Origin of the sequence: Epilithonimonas caeni DSM 17710, assembly GCF_000426465.1 — a bacterium.
Lineage (GTDB): Bacteria > Bacteroidota > Bacteroidia > Flavobacteriales > Weeksellaceae > Epilithonimonas > Epilithonimonas caeni.
Window position 1 is genome coordinate 98,714 of record NZ_AUFK01000014.1, and the last position, 21,153, is coordinate 119,866.

Here is a 21,153-nt window from a genome sequence, read left to right on the forward strand (position 1 = left end):
TATGAAATTCAAGATTACTTCAGTTCTGCTTTTAATCAATGTAATTCTATTTTCCCAGACAGTTACCGAAATTCCATTATCATACGATACTTCCGGTTACGCTGAAAACAATCAGACGGAAGGACTGGGTAATTCTGCAATTACCGTGGTGGATCCGCTTGCTCCCACAGTGAATGCAGAGATGAACGTCAGTGAAACCGGCGCTCTAACGTATATGCTGCCAATTGAAACATTGAAAGGAATTAATAATTTTCAGCCAAATATAGCATTGGCTTACAATAGTCAAAGTGGAAATGGGCAGGCAGGATGGGGCTGGAATATTATGGGGCTTTCTATGATCAGCAGAGGTGGAAAAAGCAAAGAAATTGATGGCGTTACTCAAGGTCCGCAGTTCAATGATAACGACCCATTTTACCTTGACGGGCAAAGATTAATAAAGTTGAGCGATACGGAGTTCGTAGCGGAGAAATTTTCTAAAGTAAAAATAACAAAACAGACTTCCGGAGAATATCAGTTCATCATCAGATATACAGATGGAAGAATAGCCAAATATAAGGAACTGGTTACCGGGCAATATTATATTGCAAGTATGCTGGACCCGTTTGATAATGAGATCAAATATAGCTATCAGACAGATAATTATGTACCAAGGATAACCAAAATATCATATGGGGGAACGAATTCTCCTCTCAGTATCAATTTTGAATATAAATCAAGGCAGACATCTTCAATTGGTTTTAGGAACGGGGTCAAGTTCATTAACAGCATTATACTCTCATCCGTATATAGCAGTTCAACATATGACGGTATTTTCAGAAAGTACTCTTTAAAACATGATTTTATACGTGGGAATACAGTAGAAAGGTTAATTGAGGTTAATGTAGAAAATAAAGTCGGTGACCAACTCAAACCCCTAAAGTTTAATTATAATCTCAGTGTAACAAGCGCAACAGTACAAAAAAAGATTAAAAATAACGCAGGCTTGGTTCCTAATACTCAGGGTCTTGGGGATATAGTCGCAGGAGATTTCTATGGAAAAGGAGAATTATCTACTTGTTATATTTCGAAGGATACAGAAGGAAAATTTTCCTTAGTCAGTTCAACTTATGGAAAGTTACCAATTGCTGTAGATGAATTTTCTTCTCTGATGGTGTCAAAAACATTAAATAATAACAATCAAATTACTGAACGTGATCAGCTAATAGTTATGACAGGTGGTTTTTTTCGAGAAATGTCGGTATATGATTTAGTGACATTTAACAAGAAAACAGTCTATTCACAATTTGGAGGATCAGTATCTTGGATCTTTGATTTTCTGACTGGCCAATTTGTACTAAACCATTCAACTAGCAACTATATCACTGCTGACTTTAATAACGACGGCTTGACCGATGTGTTTACGTTGAATTCAGGTGATTTCGCTGTCAGTAGTAGTGCTACGTTGTTCGAAATAGGTAAAAATCAAGGAACCCAAAGTATTCCTTTTACTATTGCGGGTAATTTTATTAGTCCATATAACCAGATGTACCCTATTGAAATGGACGGCGATGGTATCCCGGAGATTTTAACGATTAGTAATTACGGTACTACCTACACGATTTATAAAATAAACCATCAAAACAATTCTATTGATGTTTTTAACAATTTAAAGGATATACCATTAAATGATTTTTATAATGAATTAGCACTCCCTAAAAGAAGTACCCCTCTGATTTTCGGAGATTTTAATGGTGACGGACTAACAGATTTTATGACTCCAAAGACTGTTTACTATTTTGATGCGGATAATCAAGCTTCTGATGTGGTTAAAAGAATGGAGACGGAAACTCTGATATGGTGGGAGTACCTTAATAATGGTAAGGGATTTAATATAACAGCAAAAGATTATACTACACAAAAATTAGCTTATCTGATGCCTTCACAAAGGGTATATGCCAAGGCTTCCGGTTCTTTCTGGCAAAAGCTGTGGTCAGGCCCAAATTATGAATATGACTATACAGAGTATGGTGCTACTACAGTCATTCCTACCGATTTTAACAATGATGGCAAGACCGATATTATATCGTTTAGTAAGTTTGGGAAAGTAAGATATAGTGAATCCCAGAAGCTAAATCAGGCACAATATGAAAACATGAATGTTGCATATTGGAATTTTACATGGCCGATTAGCCTTATTTCAAGTTTATATACTAACAGAATCACCTTCCATGAAAATAAAAGCGACAGTCAGGGAAATACCACTTTGAATCCTATTCCGGAATATTTGCCACTGAATGTCGATTTAATTTCTCCTCTGGCGATTCCGTTACAAACATCAGATTTTAACCAGCTTAATACCTATAAATCGGGCTTGATCATTTCTGATCCATTAACGAAGAAAGATATTTCATATACCATAAATAACGATCAGTTTACGGAGACCTTGATCAAAAAAATTGATAATGGTTCTAATGTATTCCAACAGGTTGAATATAAACCCATGATGGAAGACATTAACAGCAACAGTGAAATATGTTATACCAAAAATCAGAGCACGGCCTCCTTTGCATATCCTATTTATGTTCACAAGAATAATGGTACAACCTATCTGGTCAATAAAATACATACCTTATTCGATAGTAAGATCCTTACAAAAGAATACAGATATGAGAATGCCATACAACATCTGGAAGGAAAAGGATTTTTAGGATTCCAAAAAACTTTTACCAGTGATGCTTATGAGTCTGTTTTTGAAAATAATAAATACAGGATAAAAGATCCATTTAAAGCTGTTTTTTGGAACATACAGACCAAAGACCCTTTGATGGATAATGCTGTTGTAAGTTCTACTTACGGAGGTCTCAAAAAATTTATTACACAAACAACGAGTACCAATAAAAAATTTGACAGGGGAAATCACCAATATCTCATATTGTCCACAGATGAAGTTACTGAAGACTATCTAAGGAAGATCACCATTCCGAAAAAATATGATTATGATGAAAATGATGACCTGAAGTTGAAAACGTCCTACACAGATTATGCAGGAGTAGGCTCGACATTGATTAACTATACTTATAAACCGGAATTTACGGATGGCGATCATTACTATTATGGTAAAATTGAAAGTGTAGAAACAACCACCTCAAAAGATGGGTTGTCTTTTACGAGTAAAGAAATCAATACGTACACAACCAAAGGTACAGTTAACTATAATTATAAATATGGCAACGATGCTACTGCACCACCACTTATAACCAATAGTGCTTATGACAATGCCGGTAACATATATAATCAAACGATTTACATGAATGGCGTATCTCCGCAAAGTACAAGCTATGAATATGATGCGACTAAACGGTATGTCAAAAAAACAACCACTCCGGATGGCTTGTCTTCCTCTGTAGAAGTCAGCCCGATAGGATTAGTCTCCGAAGAAAAATCTTCTCTTGGTCTCAAAACCTATTACACTTACGATTCCTGGGGTAACATTACTGAGATCACCGATTATCTGGGAAAGAAGACGACCATTTCAAAATCTGTATCATCAGGAGTGCCAACTGGTGTTTATGACCTTCATAAAAAAAGAGAAGGTGGTACAGAAAGTATTGTAACCTTCGATCAATTTGACAGGGAAATACAATCAAAAACCCAGTCGATTAACGGAAAATGGCTCGTTGTAAAAACAGAGTACGATGCCTTCGGCAAAAAAATTAAATACTCGGAGCCCTTCTTTGACGGAGAAGCACCCAAATGGAACGAAATAAAATACGATGAACTAAACCGTCCAACCGAAAATAAGCTCTACACAGGCATTATTATTAAAACCTGTTACGAAGGAATGAAAGTAACAGTAGATGATGGTTATAAAAAGACTTCTAAAACTCTTGATGCCATGGGGCACACCATAAGACATCAGGATCATGGCGGAGTTATTGGTTATACTTACTTTCCTAACGGTGAACTAAAAGAAACAGACTACGAGGGCATCAAAACAACTTTCGAGATAGATGGCTGGGGAAGGAAAACCAAGATAATTGATCCTTCGGCAGGAACCTTCACATATCAATATGACAATCTTGGCAGAGTTACACGGGAAGATAACCCTAAGGGTTACACTCTTTACACTTATGACAGTATAGGACGACCCGTGACGGAAAAAACTTATGGAAAAACGTCTGCTGAGAATACCAGTATAGAGAAAACGTTCACCTATAATACTAATACCAAACTCCCTGAAAAGATCACAGGTACAAGCAACGGCAAAAACTATATCTACACCACACAGTATGATCAGTATTTCAGGATCACAGGGAAAACAGAGCAAACGCCTGATTTCACCTATACATCTTCCACGACATTTGATAGTTATGGTAGAGCAGATGAGGTTAGTATTTCCACTGTTTTACCTAACTCATATACCAGCTCATCCAAAATAAAGAATATATATGATAGTAATGGCATATTGATCCAGCAGAATGATGTCAATAATAACCATATGATCTGGCATGTTACGGACGTGGATGCAAAGGGACGTACAACCACTATGGAGTATGGCAATGGTTACCAACTGAGCAACACTTACAATACATCCAATTACGCCTTGGAAAAAATAAGCCACAACAGGAATGGCATCAATATTCTTGATATTGGATATACTTATGATGTCAACAAAGGCGTTCTGGACAAAAGACATAATTTTACCTTTGCCAAGGAAGAGAAGTTCACCTATGATACTTTGAACAGGTTGCTTACCGAGACTGTCAATAATGTTCTGGTGAATGAGTACACCTATGACCAGAGAGGCAGGATTACTTCAAATACAGAACTGGGAAAATACAACTACAGCGGATCCGACTACAGGTTGCAAAGCATTAATTTCAATACCAACGGGCAAAATGTCAATGCACAAAGAGGATTTGCATCTGCAACTTACAATGCTTTCAAAAGTCCGTTGAGCGTTACGCTGGCTGGAAAAGAAAATCTGAATTTTGAATACAATATCCTGAAGAGCAGATATTCTATGGTTTCTACGGTATCGGGTGAAACCAAATTTTATTCTTCGGATTTTGCTGTAGAGATGAAGAAAAAAGGCAGCACCACAGAGATCGTAACCTATATTACCGGTGATCCGTACTCTGCCAATTATATCCAAAAGGAGATTCTTAACAATGGAAGCCTGCTTTCAAAAAATAATTATTACCTTCATAGGGACAATATAGGAAGCATTGTTGCCATTACCAAAACAGATGGCTCAGTTGCAGAGAAACGGTTCTTTGACGCATGGGGCAATCTGAAAGCGCTTGTAAACGAAGCCGGGCAGACGATTACAGACGCCCAGCAACTGATCAATTACAACTTTTTAATTGATAGAGGCTACACAGGGCATGAGCATCTTTGGAAGGCCGGGCTGATCAATATGAATGCCCGCCTCTATGACCCGATCCTGAGGAAGTTCCTGAGCGCGGATAACCTGGTTCAGGATCCCTATAATACCCAGTCTTATGACCGGTATTCTTATGTGTTTAACAATCCTTTGTTGTACGTGGATCTGGATGGTAATGAAGGTATTACGGTTGCAGCTGTAGCTATTGCAGCTGCCATAGCCGCGGCTGTAAGTGTAGCAGTTAAGATTGTAATGAACGCGATACAAGGTGTCCCCATTTGGTATGGACTGGGCAAAGCAAACCTGATGGGTACTGTGATGGGCATCATTAGTTTTGGAATTGGATCTGCTGCCTCTACTGCGTTTGGTGTTGGTTTTAGCTGGGGAAGTGCAGCGTTCCAGGCAGGGATGCATGGTATAACCGGTGGTATGATGTCTGTGCTGGAGAATGGTAGCATTAACTCGGGGTTTCTATCCGGAGCAATATCATCTCTTGTAGCAAGTGGCGTACAAGGTCTGGGAAGTATAAAAGGAACTTATAATTGTTCCATGGCTGATACAAATCGAGGTTTGCTAAAGGCATCTATGATTGTGGCAGGTGGATTATCTGGCGGTATTTCTTCTTCAATTGCGGGTGGTAATTTCTGGCAAGGTTTTAGACAAGGATTAATTACAGCCGGGTTAAACCACGTGGCGCATATGGGTGCTGCTGGTATAGAATATTTGAAATATAAAAGTAAACTTAAGGAAGCTTTAGAAGATGCAGGATATGTTAATCCTGAGAGTACTGAAGCAAAATTTGATGAACGAACCATAGGAGAGTTATTGACTAGTGTTAAAATGTTAAGAGAAATGTATAATTCTGTAAAGAGACCTACAATTGAATTAACAGAAAATACTGGAGAATATGCAGGTGTTAATGGTAGAACAAATCCAATAGCTACTATGAAGCCAGGAGATTTTAGCTCATTTGAAAGTAATAAAATTGAAGATATTGTAATTGCGAGATCTGCTTTTAAATCTATTTTCAAGTTGTCTGCAGTTTTAGGACATGAATTTACCCATGCTCAACATATAATTAGCGGAAACTTTCAATATTGGGTAAGGCATTATAAATCAATAGATGCAGCGACAAATATGTCTGAAATTGGGGCACATTCTTGGAGTATATCTGTAGGAGATACTTCGTCGATAGAAAAAATAAAATTATATAGATGGCCAAACTAAAAATTTCTTGTTATTTCTTTTTACTTCTTTTTTTACTCTCTTGTAAACAAGAAAGCACTGTTTCAATAAAAATAATAAAGTTTGAAAATAATCGCTTATATTATAAAATGAAAAATGAAACAAATAAAAATATAAAGATATTTGTGAGTGAATCACCAAATATTTTTATTAATAATAAAATACTGTTTCAAAACGAGAGGCAAGATTCTATTATCAATCCCTTTACTATAAATTTTTTAGAAGACAGTATGAGGGTGTCTGTTAATGTTTTTTCTAATGAAAAATATTCTAATCAATTCAATCAATATCCTTTAAGAATAGAAAATTTATTTCCAAATAAAACATTTGAAAGTTATTTGTACTTAGACACGACTGGTGCGTATCTCAAATATGCTCCCGTTTTAAAAAAGGAAGGAAATATGATAGAAATAATATATAATGGTAATGAGTTAATAAAAAGATTTCAAATAAAGAACAGTGATTATGAGAAAAATACTATTATTTCAGAAAATAAACTATTAATAAATAAATTGTAGGTTGGTAATGGGTAACGTTCCAAACGAGTTGATAAATAACAATAGTATTGAAAATCAATACTATTTTTTCAATGTATCACACACAATTGGACAAAACATTAGATATGTGTTCCAAACAAGTTGGTAAATATAAACAATATTGAATTTCAATACTATTTTTTAGAAAACAAGATATAGAAATTGATTTTGAAATAGTATTGCGAATAGCCAGAGCAAAAGGAAATATAAAGTGGGCTATTTATAATACTGAGAACGATAACAGATGTCCCAGATTTGTTGGTGGATTTATAATTGGTAACAGATTATAAATCCGCAATTTCGGGACGTTCCAGGCGGGGATGCATGGTATAACCGGTGGTATGATGTCTGTGCTGGAGAATGGTAGCATTAACTCAGGATTTTTATCCGGAGCAATATCATCTTTGGTTGCCAGCGGTGTAGAAGCCTTGGGAAGTACAGCAGGTGCGATAAATAAGGCGGGAAAATATACGGATTTAGCAAGTAGAAACCCTACGCTAATAAAAGCATTAATGATTACAGCAGGTGGTTTAAGTGGTGGTATATCCGCAACAATAGTTGGCGGGAAGTTTATGGAAGGATTTAGACAAGGGATAATTACAGCTGGCTTAAATCATGCGTTCCATGCTTTCATATATGGATCAGAAGAGGCTGATAGAGCTACTAAGGAAGATCGTGACAAGTTTAAAGATGTCAGAAAGGCTTATTACAAATTTATAAATGATGGAAAATTTGCAAGTGCATTAAAGCTTGCTGGCGACACGTTCAAGTTCTCACAGGGATTAGAAAAATATTTTTGTGGATATGATATCCGCGAGAATGACTTTAATTATTTTGTAACACATTCAGATGCAAGTGACGGTGCTTGGATTGAAATCAATACAGGACCACTGTCTCATTTCGGTACTGCAATGAGAATGTTATCTCATGAATGGCACCATGTTAGACAAAATTATGTTTTTGTGACGACCAATTGGATATTTAAAAATCATGAATTTAGAGAATGGGATGCCTATACTCATGAATTAAATAATGATTCCCTTCCAGCTGCAGAGCCAACGCAAACGCAATATTGGAAAACTAAACAAGCTCAATATTGGAAAGATATTCCAATGCATATTAAAACTACGTATATTGCACAAATGTTAACATTTTTTCAATTAAGATAATGCAATGAGAACAACAATGCTTTTCCTTTTGACATTTCTATTTGCAAATTGCCAAAGTCAAAAATCTTTATGCGAAGCTAAAATTGATACTTCCCAAATAAAGGATGGAAAATTATCAATTGAAGTTATTAATCATAAAAATAAACACTTAAAAATTCCAAAAGAAATTAATAACAATGCATTAATAATTACAGAATTTCAAAAATTAGTTGAAGATGGAGAGTATGAAGATATTGAAAGGTCAATAATACATTTTGACTGTATCACTCCATGTTTTCCTTTGAATTATACTTTAAAAAAGGGAGAAGCTAAAATATATAATTTTACAATTTTCAATACAAATATTGTATCTAAAAATACCAAATACAGAATTAAGCTTTATATGGAAGATTATTTTAATTGTGGAAGAATTAAAACCGATTGGATTTATTTTGAAATTCTATAGACGCTTTTATATTTGAGATGTATTTTTACGATCAGATTGGGTAATGCTTCAAACAAGTTGGTAAATAAAAATAGTATTGAATTTCAATACTATTTTTTAGAAAATAAGATATAGAAATAGATTTTGAAATGGTATTGCAGGTATCCAGAATAGAAGAAATTAGAAAAAAGCTTATAAATCCGCAATTTCGGGACGTTCCAGGCAGGGAGGCATGGTATAACCGGTGGTATGATGTCTGTGCTGGAGAATGGTAGCATTAACTCGGGGGTTTCTATCCGGAGCAATATCATCATTGGTTGCAAGCGGTTTGCAGAGCTTGGGAACAACAATAAAAGGTACTTATAATTGTTCAATGGCTGATACCAATCAAAGCTTACTGAAAGCTACAATGGTCGTAGCGGGAGGTTTATCCGGCGGAATAAGTGTAACCATTGCTGGTGGTAATTTCTGGCAGGGTTTTAAGCAAGGTTTAATTACAAGTGGGCTGAATCACGTGGCGCATATGGCAGTAGAAGCTATTGAAGAAAATAATTTTTTCAGAAAAAGGTTAAATGAACATTATAATGATAAAACTGTTGCAGATAAACCTGTAACGGAGGATTTTTTAACAGTATTGGAAGAGTTATTTCCAGATATATATGCAACTACAGCGCAAAATTTTGCCATAGCTAATGAAGATAATTTGAAATCATTTAATGAACAAACAGGTGACAATTATAGATTGGACGGTAAAAGTCTTGCTAATGAAGATGGTAAAGTTGGTGGAATAACGTCAATGAGTGATGGTAGAGTTTTAATCGCCCCATCAAGAATGAGAACAGCTTTAGGTTTTGCTAAAACTTGGTATCATGAGGCAATACATTCTTCACATTTTGTTTCAGGTATTTTTAATGTTTGGGATAACATGTATGGTCGCACAGAAGCATTAAGAATAAGTGAATTTTTTGCTCATGGAATTACTGATTCTTTATCAGGGGCTAATATGAAACTTTCAGATGCTTTCACAACTTATTACCCAAATGCATTTACTAATTCAATCCTATTTATGAAATAATTATGAAAAATTTTATTCTGACATCGCTGTTTTCTATAATTTGTCCTGAAAATTATAAGATTGAAGTTTTAACAAATTTAGTTAATGATCACTATTTAAAAATTAATTTAAAAAATACTAGTAATAAGTCAATATATTTTTTTTATGGACATCCTATAAATGTTTTCAAGATTGAAGATGATAATAATAATGAACCTACAGGAAAAGTAACTTCTATTTCATCAGAAGAGGACTATTTAGATTTTCAATATGATTATAGTGAAAATTTTATTAAAAATACTATGAGTAGATATAAAATTTCTTTTCAAGAAGCTTTAATTTATTTACATTACAGACACGATTATGTTATCGTTCCTGCTAAGCAATGTAAAACATTAAATTTAAAAGTTTTAAAAAGAAATTATACTACTCAATATAAATTAGATTCAACAAAAACATATTACCTTTCAGCAGAGATAAAATTTTCTGATGTATATATTCCAGAATATGTAAAAGATTCTTTGGAAAATAACAACATAGAGATAATAAAACCTAATATAAAAACTGAAAAAATAACAATAGATATTAAAAAATTTTTTAGAAAAAAAAATGGATATTTTATAAGGTAATATAGTATCTATAATATTTAAATAAACGTATTCATTTAAATATAAAATCTTGAAATTTCAAAGATTTTATAATTAACAATGTGAAGAGGATTTAATAATTTTGAAACCAAAAGAAGAAAATTAAGCAAATTAAGTATTTTTACTATTAAGGGAAATTATGATATTAATTGTGGAGATCAATATTATCTTAAATTACAATCTTTCGAAAATAGATATACAGTTATACAATATGGTTGCAAAAATTATATTAATACATTAGTTTGTATTTTTTATTGATGGTGTAAATGCTGGTACTTGGAGCACTTATGTTTCTCAAAGATGTAATTTAGGTATAGCAGGATCTTATAGTGTTTATGGCATTGCAGGAGATTATTTTGATGATGTAAAATTAAAAAGTAGCGATTACACGGGCTATGGTTTTTCAATTGGTGCTGACATAAAAGGTATTGACAGAGCTGGGGCAAGTACTTTTTGGGCGCCAAAAAATTACAACTCAGATAAATTTGGATTAAAATCATTGTTTAATCTTTCACAAAGAGCATAGTCTGGTCTGAATGTTTCGTTCGGCTTCGGAGGAGGTGCTCAATGGAGTCGTATAAATACAACTTTTTAAATATGTGGAAAAAATATGCATTTCTTTGGTTGTTTTTAGTGATTGTTCTTCTATATAATTATTTTAATTCTAGCACTTTCACTGATGATATTAAGGCTAATTATCTACCTAAGGAAATTAGTGGAAAAATATATAACCTTAACTTAGTAAAGGGAGGTTCATTATCAATAAATATTCATACTCAAGAAAAAGATGATGGAATTACTTTAAGAAATTCTGAATATGTTTTCAATAATATACGTAAAGGATATTTTTTTAAAAAGATTGCCGGAAGCAACAAATGTTATATAATAAAAGGCGACAGTATAATGTACTTTAATTGTTATATATTTTCAAAGGAAGATTCGGCTAAAATTGGAAAAGTACTTAAATGGAAAGAAAATATAACTAATAAGTGGATTAAGAAATAATCGGTAACGTTCGAAATGTGTTGATAAATGAAAACAATTTTGATGTTTAAAACTTTTTATAGAAAGCAAGATAGGAAACTGATTTTGACAAGTATTAGCAAAAATTAGTGCAAAACTATAGCAGGCGGTAATTTCTGGCAAGGTTTAATATCGAGTCGATTGAACCACTTCAAATCGGAACAGGCAACTGCAAGATCTTAATATACTACACAACAAAAAAACCATCTCGATCGAGATGGTTTTTTATATTTCAAAAACTTAAGATTCTTATTCCTCAGTCTTTTCTTCTGTCGCAGTTTCAGCAGCAGGAGTTTCTTCCACTTTAGCTTCAGTAGCTTCAACAACAGGAGCAGTTTCCTTTTTAGCAGTCGTAGACCTTCTACTTCTTCTGGTTGTTTTCTTCTCTTCAGCGTTTGGAGTGTAGATATCATTGAAATCTACCAACTCTATCATCGCCATATCAGCAGCATCACCAGCTCTGAAGCCAGTTTTGATGATTCTTGTGTAACCACCGTTTCTTTCAGCAATTTTAGGAGCTACAGTTCTGAACAATTCAGTAACAGCTTCTTTACTTTGTAGGTAAGAAAAAACTGTTCTTCTATTGTGCGTTGTATCTTCTTTAGCTTTAGTAAGGATTGGTTCCACGTAAACTCTTAAAGCTTTCGCTTTAGCAACAGTAGTGTTGATTCTTTTATGTTCAATTAGTGAACAAGCCATGTTAGAAAGCATTGCCTTTCTATGCGGCGCCGTTCTACCTAAGTGATTTATTTTTTTACCGTGTCTCATTTTAAGGATTATTTATCAGCGTCTAACTTATATTTTGCAACATCAAACCCGAAATTTAGTCCTTTTGAGTGAACCAATTCTTCAAGTTCTGTTAAAGATTTTTTACCAAAATTTCTGAATTTCATCAAATCAGACTTACTGAAAGAAACAAGCTCTCCAAGAGTTTCCACTTCAGCCGCTTTCAGACAGTTAAGGGCTCTTACAGAAAGATCCATATCTGCTAATTTTGACTTAAGAAGTTGTCTTGTGTGAAGTGTTTCCTCATCATATTGGATAGAAGCTTTTACAGCTTCTGTTTCTAGTGTGATTCTCTCATCAGAGAACAACATGAAGTGATATATCAAGATCTTGGAAGCTTCTGTTAAAGCATTCTGAGGTGTGATAGACCCATCAGTTTCGATATCCAATACCAATTTTTCGTAGTCTGTTTTTTGCTCTACACGATAATTCTCTATACTATACTGTACTTTCTTGATCGGCGTGAAGATAGAATCGATAGCAATAGTTCCCACAGGAGCATTGTTTGATTTGTTCTGATCAGACGGAACATATCCCCTTCCTTTTTCAATATTGAAAGTGATCTCAAAAGTGACATCGTTTGCCAAAGTAGCAATCGCCAATTCCGGATTAAGAACTTCAAAATTAACGATTGAATCTCCTAGATCACCAGCAGTAACAACCTCCTTTCCGGAGATCTTTGCAGTCACCTGCTCGTTACCCGGATTTTCGGTTTTAGCTTTCAGACGAAGTTGTTTAAGATTAAGAATGATCTCCGTAACATCTTCGATAACACCTGGTATAGTTGAAAATTCGTGCTCTACGCCTTCTATTTTGATAGATGAAATAGCATATCCTTCCAGAGAAGATAATAAAACTCTTCTCAATGCATTACCGATAGTAAGCCCGAAACCTGGTTCCAAAGGTCTGAATTCGAATTGTCCTTTAAAATCAGTTGAGTTTAATAGGATTACTTTATCGGGTTTTATAAATGTTAAAATTGCCATAGTCTGGTTGAGCAAAAATTTGAAAAAATTATTATTTAGAGTATAATTCGACGATCAACTGTTCTTTGATATCTTCAGGAATCTGAATTCTCTCAGGCGCACTTGTGAAAGTACCAGTTTTTTTCTCGTCATTGAATTGTAACCACTCATAATTTGCTTTGTAAGCCAATGCATCAGAAATCACTTCAAGAGATTTTGACTTCTCTCTTACTGCGATCTCGTCACCAGCTTTTAACAAATAAGAAGGGATATTAACCAGCTCCCCGTTCACAGTGATGTGTCTGTGAGAAACCAATTGTCTGGCAGCAGCTCTTGTTTTAGCAAAACCTAATCTGTAAACAACGTTATCCAATCTTGATTCACAAAGTTGCAATAGGACTTCACCTGTTACACCTTTGCTTCTATGAGCTTTATCAAAAAGGTTAGCGAATTGTCTTTCCAGGATACCATAAGTGTACTTAGCTTTTTGCTTTTCAGCCAGCTGAGTAGCGTATTCTGATTTCTTCGCACCTCTTCTTTTGTTAGGACCGTGTTGTCCTGGTGGTTGATTTTTTCTTTTCTCGAAGCTTTTATCGTCTCCGTAAATTGCCTGACCAAATTTTCTAGCAATTTTTGTTTTAGGTCCAATATATCTTGCCATAATGTGTAAATTCTAAAAAATTAAACTCTTCTTCTTTTAGGTGGTCTACATCCGTTGTGAGGCATAGGCGTCACATCAACGATCTCGCTTACTTCGATACCAGAATTGTGCAGAGTTCTGATTGCAGACTCTCTACCGGCACCTGGACCTTTTACAAACACCTTAACTCTTCTAAGACCAGCTTCGAAAGCTACCTGAGAACAGTTTTCTGCAGCCATTTGAGCTGCGAATGGAGTATTCTTTTTAGAACCTCTGAAACCCATTTTACCGGCAGAAGCCCAAGAGATAACCTCTCCTGCTTTATTTGTTAAAGAAATGATGATGTTATTGAAAGAAGCTTGAATATGCGCCTCACCAATAGCCTCAACTTTTACTTTTCTTTTTTTAACTACTTTAGTTTGTTTTGCCATAATTCCTAACGATTATTTACTTGCTTTTTTCTTGTTAGCAACTGTTTTTCTCTTTCCTTTACGGGTTCTAGAGTTGTTTTTCGTTCTCTGGCCTCTTAAAGGTAGTCCTAGTCTGTGACGTATTCCTCGTTGGCATCCTATGTCCATCAATCGCTTGATGTTCAATTGCACTTCAGAACGCAATTCTCCTTCAACTTTTACGTTTTCTGAGATATAACCTCTGATTGCAGCCAATTCATCGTCATTCCATTCGTTGACTTTCTTGTCTTCGCTGATTCCAGCGTTTTTCAAAATTTCTGAAGCAGTACTTCTTCCAACACCGTAGATGTAAGTAAGACCGATAACGCCTCTTTTGTTCTTTGGTAAATCAATACCTGAAATTCTCGCCATAATTTAATTGGTTCTTAACCTTGTCTTTGTTTAAATTTAGGGTTCTTCTTGTTGATCACGAAAAGCACACCTTTTCTGCGTACAATCTTGCAATCAGCACTTCTTTTTTTGATAGATGCTCTAACCTTCATTTTGTTAATTTTAATATCTAAAAGTTATTCTCCCTTTAGTCAAGTCATAAGGAGAGAGTTCGAGTCTTACCTTGTCTCCAGGTAAGAGTTTTATATAATGCATTCTCATTTTACCAGAAATATGGGCAATCAAAACATGCCCATTCTCTAGCTCTACACGGAACTGCGCGTTGGAAAGTGCTTCCGTGATCACGCCGTCTTGTTCTATATGTTTCTGTTTAGCCATTTATCCTATTAATAGTTTGATGATCTTGATAATTTAGATTGCATCAACCCGTCATAATGATGGTTCAGCAGATATGTATTAATCTGTTGGACGGTATCCAGGATAACCCCAACCATGATTAACAACGATGTTCCCCCAAAAAAGAGAGCAAATCTATCTGTCTGAACAAACGCTCCGTGCACTATTGCCGGAAGGACTGCAAAGATAGACAAAAATATTGCACCTGGCAAGGTTATTTTTGATAAAATATCATCCAGATAATCAGCCGTTTCTTTTCCAGGTCTTACCTTCGGAATCAACCCACCATTACGCTTTAGATCATCAGCCATCTGATTTACAGGAATGGTAATTGCTGTATAGAAAAATGAGAAAATTATAATCAATAATGCGAACAATACGTTGTATTGCCAGCTAAAAACATTCTTGAAACCTGCCAAAAACGTATTTGATTCGTCAACTTTTGTAAGTAATCCCGGAACAAACATCAATGCCTGTGCAAAGATGATCGGCATTACACCTGCGGCATTCACTTTCAAAGGAATCCACTGTCTAGCACCTTCCATCAGGTTTCTGCTTACACCTCCTCTAGCCTGGGCTCTACTTACATACTGAATTGGTATCTTTCTAACTGCTACCGATAAGATAATAGCCAAAAGAATTACCAACAGCCAGAATACAACTTCTACTAATATCATGATGCTTCCTAATCCACCTTTACCGTTCTGTGTAAGAACTTCTTGATAAAAAGCAGTCGGAAGATCCGCAAGGATACCTACCATGATCAAAATAGAAATACCATTACCAATACCTTTGTCCGTAATCTTCTCTCCCAGCCACATTGCAAATACAGACCCTGCTACCAAAATAATGATACTTGGCAACCAGAACATAAGAGATGCCGGATCGATATAATATGCTGATGCAAACTGTGAATAAGGTAAGAAATATTGCGTCACAGATGTCAAATAAGAAGGTGCCTGTACAAGACAAACTCCGATAGTCAACCATCTGGTAATTTGGTTCAATGTATTTCTTCCACTTTCACCATCTTTCTGTAACTTTTGAAGATAAGGAATAGCCATTCCCATCAACTGTACAATGATAGATGCCGAAATATAAGGCATGATTCCCAATGCCATAATAGAAGCACGGCTAAAAGCCCCACCTGTAAAAGATGACAATAAACCCAAAAGGCCGGCCCCTTGTTGGTTCCCGCCTTGATTTTGGTAATGTTGTAATAAGTTTCCTACTTCAGCTGTATTAATAGCCGGAAGAGAAACATAAGATGCGAATCTATACACAAGGACCAAAGAAAGCGTCAAGATAATTTTATCTCTAAGCTCTTTTAAACTCCAAATGTTTTTAAGTGTTTGTATAAATTCTTTCATTAGTTATTAATTAAAGAGTAATTGCTTTACCTCCTGCTTTGTTGATCGCTTCTTCAGCGGATTTAGTAAATTTATCAGCAGAGATAGAAACACCAGATTTCAAATCACCTCTACCAAGGATTTTTACCAATTCGTTTTTAGAAGCCAGACCATTTTCTACTAAGACATCTCTAGTGATATCACCAGTAATGTTTTTAGTATCGATCAAAGTTTGGATAGTATCGAGATTGATTGCTCTAAACTCTTTTCTATTAATATTTTTGAAACCAAATTTTGGAAGTCTTCTTTGCAAAGGCATCTGTCCACCCTCGAAACCGATCTTCTGAGAATAACCAGCTCTCGCTTTTTGACCTTTATGTCCTTTTGTTGAAGTACCACCGTATCCGCTTCCCTGTCCTCTACCAATTCTTTTCGTACTGAATGTAGAGCCAGTTGATGGTTTTAAATTATTTAAATTCATTGTTGTATTGAGATTATAGATTTAAAAGATAAGAGACAAGAGACTACTGAACATAATCTCTTTTCTCTATGTCTATTGTCTTATTTCTGAACTTCTAATAAGTGACTTACAGAAGCGATCATTCCTAAAATAGAAGGAGTTGCTTCGTGTTCTACAACTTGTTGAAGTCTCTTAAATCCTAGTGCTTCAAGTGTTCTTTTCTGAGTCTTAGAACGATTAATAGCACTTCTAACTAATTTTACTTTGATTGTTGCCATTGCTATATTGATTATTAACCGTTAAACACTTTACTTAGAGAAACTCCTCTCATTCTTGCGATCTCTTCTGGTCTTCTGATATCCAACAATGCGTTGAAAGTAGCTTTCACAACATTGTGCGGGTTAGAAGAACCTTTAGATTTTGACAATACGTCATGCACACCTGCAGATTCTAGTACCGCTCTTACCGCACCACCGGCGATAAGTCCTGTACCATGAGATGCTGGTCTCAAGAAGATATCAGCACCACCATATCTTGCAGAAGTCTGGTGAGGAATTGTATGATTGATCACCGGAACTTTTACCAAGTTTTTCTTAGCATCTTCTACTGCTTTAGCAATTGCAGAAGCTACTTCTTTAGATTTACCTAGTCCGTATCCGATAATCCCATCCTCGTTTCCTACAACAACAATTGCAGAAAAACCGAATGCTCTACCACCTTTGGTTACTTTAGTTACTCTGTTAACAGCAACCAGACGATCTTTTAATTCTAATCCTCCAGGTTTAACTCTTTCTATATTACTATCTACCATGTTTTCTAGATTTTAAAATTAGAATTTAAGACCAGCTTCTCTAGCACCGTCAGCAAGAGCTTTCACTCTACCGTGGTATACGAAACCATTTCTATCAAATACAACATTCTCGATACCTGCTGCTTTAGCTTTAGCTGCAATAGCTTTCCCTACAGCCGCAGATACTTCTGTTTTCGTTCCTTTAGCATCTACTCCCTTCTCTCTAGAAGAAGCAGCTACTAATGTTTTTCCTTCTTTGTCATCTACCAATTGTGCGTAGATCTCCTTATTGCTTTTGAATACAGATAATCTTGGTAATGATGCAGATCCTGAAATCTTCCCTCTTACTCTTCTTTTGATTCTGATTCGTTTTTCAACTTTTGTTAATGCCATTTTCTTAAATTTTATGCAGATTTACCGGCTTTTCTTCTGATGATTTCACCCACGAATTTAACACCTTTTCCTTTGTAAGGCTCAGGTTTTCTGAAAGATCTGATCTTCGCAGCCACCATTCCAAGAAGTTGATTATCGTAAGAAGATAATGTAATGATCGGGTTTTTCCCTTTTTCAGTCAATGTATCCAATGTAACTTCTTTCGGAAGCTCCAATACGATACCGTGAGAAAATCCAAGGGCCAACTCTAATCTTTGGCCATTGTGAGATGCTCTGTATCCAACTCCAACAAGCTCTAATTGCTTAGTGAATCCTGTAGAAGTACCAACAATCATATTGTTGACAAGTGCTCTATATAAACCATGAAGCGCCTTGTGTTCTTTTGAGTCAGAAGGACGCGTGAACGTAAGTACACCGTCTTCTTGTGAGAAGCTGATTCCACCTGTAAGCTCCTGAGTTAATTCACCCTTTGGACCTTTAACTGTTACAACACCATCTTTCTCAGTAACTGTAACACCAGCAGGAACTTCTATAATTGCTTTACCAATTCTTGACATTTTCCTTGTTTTAAAAAATTAATATACGTAGCAAATTACTTCACCTCCTACTTTCTCCTGTCTAGCTTTTTTATCTGTCATTACTCCTTTAGAAGTAGAGATGATAGCTACGCCTAGTCCGTTAAGTACTCTTGGAAGTTCTTCTGAACCTTTGTACTGGCGAAGACCTGGTCTAGAAGCTCTCTGGATAGACTTGATAGCTGGTTTGTTCGTTTGCTTGTCATACTTCAAAGCGATCTTGATAGCTCCTTGAACTGCATTATCCTCGAACTTGTAGTTCAAGATATAACCTTGGTCGAAAAGAATCTTAGTGATCTCTTTTTTGATTTTCGATGCAGGAATTTCCACCACTTTGTGGCCTGCGCTTTGTGCGTTCCTTACTCTTGTTAGGAAATCTGAAATTGGATCTGTTACCATTTCTTTGTTTTAAATTATTGGTTAATGGCAACCAGTATTGAAAAGACTTGAAGATAGAGATATCAAAAAAATGACATCTCTATCTTTAGTATCTCAACAACTTAATTGCCTCGATTTTTTTAATTGCTTACCAACTAGCTTTTTTAACTCCTGGGATAAGACCATTGTTAGCCATTTCACGGAAAGTTACTCTGGAAATACCGAATGTTCTCATATATCCTCTTGGTCTTCCTGTCAATTTACATCTGTTGTGTAATCTTACAGGAGAAGCATTTTTAGGCAATTTTTGTAATGCTTCATAATCTCCAGCTTCTTTCAAAGCTTTTCTTTTTTCAGCATATTTAGCTACAGTAGCTTCTCTTTTGCGCTCACGCGCTTTCATTGATTCTTTAGCCATTTCTTAGTTCTTTTTGAAAGGTAAACCGAAGTGAGTTAATAACGCTTTTGCTTCTTTATCTGTGTTAGCAGAAGTTACGAAAGTGATGTCCATCCCCTGGATTTTCTTCACTTTATCGATAACGATCTCTGGGAAGATAATTTGCTCAGTGATTCCTAAGTTATAATTACCTCTTCCGTCGAAACCTTCAGCTTTAATCCCAGAAAAATCTCTAATTCTTGGTAAAGCAGAAGACGTCAATCTGTCCAGGAACTCATACATTTTATCAGCTCTAAGAGTAACTCTAGCTCCGACCGGCATTCCTTTTCTTAGTTTGAAAGCAGCTTCATCTTTTTTAGATAAAGTACCAACAGCTTTTTGTCCAGTGATAGCAGTTAATTCTTCTACAGCATAGTCAACGATCTTTTTGTCCTGAACAGCTGCACCAAGTCCTTGGCTTACAACGATCTTCAATAATTTAGGAACCTGCATTACAGATTTGTACCCAAATTCTTCCATCATTGCAGGAACAATCTTGTCTTTATATTGTTGTTTTGGTCTTACTATATATTCCATTGTAATTTAAATTATAAAGTTTCACCGGTTGTTTTAGCAACTCTTACTTTTTTATCACCATCTACTTTGTATCCAACTTTAGTCGCTTTTCCGCTTTTGTCAACTAGTGATACATTGGAAATATGTAGTGAAGCTTCCTTTTCAACGATTCCACCCTGAGGGTTTTGTGCAGATGGTTTAGTATGTTTTTTAACAATATTGATACCTGCAACGATAACTCTAGGATCTTTTCCTTCTTTTTTGATCACTTCAAGAACTTCACCTTTACTCCCTTTATTTTTTCCGGTAGTAACGATGACGTTGTCTCCTCTTTTTATTTTAACTTTTGTCATTTTCTTAAAATTTTAAAATTAAAGTACTTCAGGAGCTAATGAAATAACCTTCATATATTCTTTGTCTCTCAACTCACGGGCAACTGGTCCGAAAACACGAGTTCCTCTCATTTCTCCGGCAGCGTTTAGCAATACACAAGCGTTGTCTTCGAACTTGATGTAAGATCCATCTTTTCTTCTGACCGCTTTTTTAGTTCTTACTACTACTGCTTTAGATACTTGACCTTTTTTTGCGTTTCCTGATGGTGTAGAATCTTTGATAGTAACAACGATTTTATCACCAACTGAAGCATATCTTCTTCTAGTTCCTCCTAGAACTCTGATAACTAGTACTTCTTTTGCACCTGTGTTATCAGCAACTTTTAATCTTGATTCTGTTTGTAACATTATTACTTAGCTTTTTCAATGATTCTTACTAATCTCCATCTTTTGCTTTTGCTCAAAGGTCTAGTTTCAGTAATCAAAACTGTATCTCCTTCTGTGCACTCGTTGTTCTCATCATGTGCAGTATATTTTTTCGTTTTCAAAACGAATTTACCGTACATTGGATGCTTTACTCTCGTAGTTTCACTAACAACAATAGTCTTTTCCATTTTATTGCTGGAAACTACTCCAATACGTTCTTTTCTTAAATTTCTGTCCATTGTAAAAAGGAATTATTGTTTGTTAGTTAATTCTGTGTTAAGTCTTGCGATCGTTTTTCTCAAATCTCTGATCTGAATCGGATTTTCAACAGGGCTAATTCTGTGCGCTAATTTCAATTTTGAATAGTTAGCTTTAGCGTCAGCCAATTGAACTTTGATATCCTCTACGCTTAAATTTTTGATGTCAGCTTTTTTCATTTTAATAGAGA

At 35.4% G+C, this 21,153-nt stretch carries 27 protein-coding genes; 7 read left to right on the forward strand and 20 right to left on the reverse strand.

Annotation, left to right across the window (positions count from 1 at the left end; translation table 11 throughout):
- Position 1 precedes the first annotated feature (1 nt).
- The 7 genes from K319_RS0108575 to K319_RS0108610 all read left to right on the forward strand — a co-directional run bounded on the left by K319_RS0108575 (position 2) and on the right by K319_RS0108610 (position 11,445).
- Positions 2-6,592 carry an RHS repeat-associated core domain-containing protein gene (locus tag K319_RS0108575; RefSeq protein WP_027383288.1) on the forward strand — a complete coding sequence of 2,197 codons (6,591 nt, stop codon included), beginning with the start codon at positions 2-4 and terminating at the stop codon, positions 6,590-6,592.
- Positions 6,580-7,128, forward strand: coding sequence for a hypothetical protein (locus K319_RS0108580; protein ID WP_027383289.1), 549 nt, complete (start codon positions 6,580-6,582; stop codon positions 7,126-7,128). Before K319_RS0108575 ends, K319_RS0108580 begins: the two co-directional genes overlap by 13 nt.
- Before the next feature lie 338 nt (positions 7,129-7,466).
- Positions 7,467-8,315: a hypothetical protein gene (locus tag K319_RS0108585; protein ID WP_027383290.1), complete on the forward strand. Its 849-nt coding sequence runs from the start codon at positions 7,467-7,469 to the stop codon at positions 8,313-8,315.
- A 4-nt stretch (positions 8,316-8,319) separates the two neighbouring features.
- Positions 8,320-8,760 carry a hypothetical protein gene (locus tag K319_RS0108590; protein WP_027383291.1) on the forward strand — a complete coding sequence of 147 codons (441 nt, stop codon included), beginning with the start codon at positions 8,320-8,322 and terminating at the stop codon, positions 8,758-8,760.
- A 247-nt stretch (positions 8,761-9,007) separates the two neighbouring features.
- Positions 9,008-9,814 (forward strand): hypothetical protein, encoded by an 807-nt coding sequence (locus K319_RS0108600; protein ID WP_027383292.1) that lies wholly within the window; start codon positions 9,008-9,010, stop codon positions 9,812-9,814.
- 2 nt (positions 9,815-9,816) lie between these two features.
- Positions 9,817-10,422 (forward strand): hypothetical protein, encoded by a 606-nt coding sequence (locus K319_RS0108605; protein ID WP_027383293.1) that lies wholly within the window; start codon positions 9,817-9,819, stop codon positions 10,420-10,422.
- Between the two features lie 615 nt (positions 10,423-11,037).
- Complete coding sequence (locus tag K319_RS0108610) at positions 11,038-11,445, forward strand: hypothetical protein (protein WP_027383294.1); 408 nt, start codon at positions 11,038-11,040, stop codon at positions 11,443-11,445.
- A gap of 267 nt (positions 11,446-11,712) precedes the next feature.
- Here K319_RS0108610 and rplQ read toward each other — a convergent pair whose 3' ends face one another.
- The 20 genes from rplQ to rpmC all read right to left on the reverse strand — a co-directional run bounded on the left by rplQ (position 11,713) and on the right by rpmC (position 21,142).
- Complete coding sequence (gene rplQ / locus K319_RS0108615; RefSeq protein ID WP_027383295.1) at positions 11,713-12,231, reverse strand: 50S ribosomal protein L17; 519 nt, start codon at positions 12,229-12,231, stop codon at positions 11,713-11,715.
- A gap of 8 nt (positions 12,232-12,239) precedes the next feature.
- A complete protein-coding gene (locus K319_RS0108620) occupies positions 12,240-13,235 on the reverse strand; it encodes a DNA-directed RNA polymerase subunit alpha (protein ID WP_027383296.1) in 996 nt (331 codons plus the stop codon).
- A 31-nt stretch (positions 13,236-13,266) separates the two neighbouring features.
- Positions 13,267-13,875 (reverse strand): 30S ribosomal protein S4, encoded by a 609-nt coding sequence (gene rpsD, locus K319_RS0108625; RefSeq protein ID WP_027383297.1) that lies wholly within the window; start codon positions 13,873-13,875, stop codon positions 13,267-13,269.
- Between the two features lie 20 nt (positions 13,876-13,895).
- On the reverse strand, positions 13,896-14,285 hold the full coding sequence (gene rpsK / locus K319_RS0108630; protein ID WP_027383298.1) for a 30S ribosomal protein S11: 390 nt from the start codon (positions 14,283-14,285) through the stop codon (positions 13,896-13,898).
- Between the two features lie 12 nt (positions 14,286-14,297).
- Positions 14,298-14,675 (reverse strand): 30S ribosomal protein S13, encoded by a 378-nt coding sequence (gene rpsM, locus K319_RS0108635; RefSeq protein ID WP_027383299.1) that lies wholly within the window; start codon positions 14,673-14,675, stop codon positions 14,298-14,300.
- Between the two features lie 14 nt (positions 14,676-14,689).
- On the reverse strand, positions 14,690-14,806 hold the full coding sequence (rpmJ, locus tag K319_RS21330) for a 50S ribosomal protein L36 (protein ID WP_007839480.1): 117 nt from the start codon (positions 14,804-14,806) through the stop codon (positions 14,690-14,692).
- 10 nt (positions 14,807-14,816) lie between these two features.
- Positions 14,817-15,032 carry a translation initiation factor IF-1 gene (gene infA, locus K319_RS0108640; RefSeq protein ID WP_027383300.1) on the reverse strand — a complete coding sequence of 72 codons (216 nt, stop codon included), beginning with the start codon at positions 15,030-15,032 and terminating at the stop codon, positions 14,817-14,819.
- A gap of 8 nt (positions 15,033-15,040) precedes the next feature.
- Positions 15,041-16,420, reverse strand: coding sequence for a preprotein translocase subunit SecY (gene secY, locus K319_RS0108645; RefSeq protein WP_027383301.1), 1,380 nt, complete (start codon positions 16,418-16,420; stop codon positions 15,041-15,043).
- Between the two features lie 10 nt (positions 16,421-16,430).
- Positions 16,431-16,880 (reverse strand): 50S ribosomal protein L15, encoded by a 450-nt coding sequence (gene rplO, locus K319_RS0108650; RefSeq protein ID WP_027383302.1) that lies wholly within the window; start codon positions 16,878-16,880, stop codon positions 16,431-16,433.
- A gap of 80 nt (positions 16,881-16,960) precedes the next feature.
- Positions 16,961-17,137, reverse strand: coding sequence for a 50S ribosomal protein L30 (rpmD, locus tag K319_RS0108655; protein ID WP_027383303.1), 177 nt, complete (start codon positions 17,135-17,137; stop codon positions 16,961-16,963).
- 14 nt (positions 17,138-17,151) lie between these two features.
- Positions 17,152-17,670 carry a 30S ribosomal protein S5 gene (gene rpsE, locus K319_RS0108660; RefSeq protein WP_027383304.1) on the reverse strand — a complete coding sequence of 173 codons (519 nt, stop codon included), beginning with the start codon at positions 17,668-17,670 and terminating at the stop codon, positions 17,152-17,154.
- Between the two features lie 18 nt (positions 17,671-17,688).
- Positions 17,689-18,042, reverse strand: coding sequence for a 50S ribosomal protein L18 (gene rplR, locus K319_RS0108665; RefSeq protein ID WP_027383305.1), 354 nt, complete (start codon positions 18,040-18,042; stop codon positions 17,689-17,691).
- Positions 18,043-18,053: 11 nt separating this feature from the next.
- On the reverse strand, positions 18,054-18,599 hold the full coding sequence (gene rplF / locus K319_RS0108670) for a 50S ribosomal protein L6 (protein WP_027383306.1): 546 nt from the start codon (positions 18,597-18,599) through the stop codon (positions 18,054-18,056).
- 18 nt (positions 18,600-18,617) lie between these two features.
- A complete protein-coding gene (rpsH, locus tag K319_RS0108675) occupies positions 18,618-19,016 on the reverse strand; it encodes a 30S ribosomal protein S8 (RefSeq protein WP_027383307.1) in 399 nt (132 codons plus the stop codon).
- Positions 19,017-19,143: 127 nt separating this feature from the next.
- The gene (gene rpsN / locus K319_RS0108680) at positions 19,144-19,413 is read right to left on the reverse strand and encodes a 30S ribosomal protein S14 (protein ID WP_027383308.1); all 270 of its coding nucleotides are present in this window, start codon (positions 19,411-19,413) and stop codon (positions 19,144-19,146) included.
- Positions 19,414-19,416: 3 nt separating this feature from the next.
- Positions 19,417-19,968, reverse strand: a complete 552-nt coding sequence (gene rplE, locus K319_RS0108685; RefSeq protein WP_027383309.1) for a 50S ribosomal protein L5 — start codon at positions 19,966-19,968, stop codon at positions 19,417-19,419.
- 11 nt (positions 19,969-19,979) lie between these two features.
- On the reverse strand, positions 19,980-20,300 hold the full coding sequence (gene rplX, locus K319_RS0108690; protein ID WP_027383310.1) for a 50S ribosomal protein L24: 321 nt from the start codon (positions 20,298-20,300) through the stop codon (positions 19,980-19,982).
- Positions 20,301-20,318: 18 nt separating this feature from the next.
- Positions 20,319-20,687 (reverse strand): 50S ribosomal protein L14, encoded by a 369-nt coding sequence (gene rplN / locus K319_RS0108695; RefSeq protein ID WP_027383311.1) that lies wholly within the window; start codon positions 20,685-20,687, stop codon positions 20,319-20,321.
- Between the two features lie 2 nt (positions 20,688-20,689).
- The gene (rpsQ, locus tag K319_RS0108700) at positions 20,690-20,944 is read right to left on the reverse strand and encodes a 30S ribosomal protein S17 (RefSeq protein ID WP_027383312.1); all 255 of its coding nucleotides are present in this window, start codon (positions 20,942-20,944) and stop codon (positions 20,690-20,692) included.
- A gap of 12 nt (positions 20,945-20,956) precedes the next feature.
- Positions 20,957-21,142: a 50S ribosomal protein L29 gene (rpmC, locus tag K319_RS0108705; protein WP_027383313.1), complete on the reverse strand. Its 186-nt coding sequence runs from the start codon at positions 21,140-21,142 to the stop codon at positions 20,957-20,959.
- Positions 21,143-21,153 lie beyond the last annotated feature (11 nt).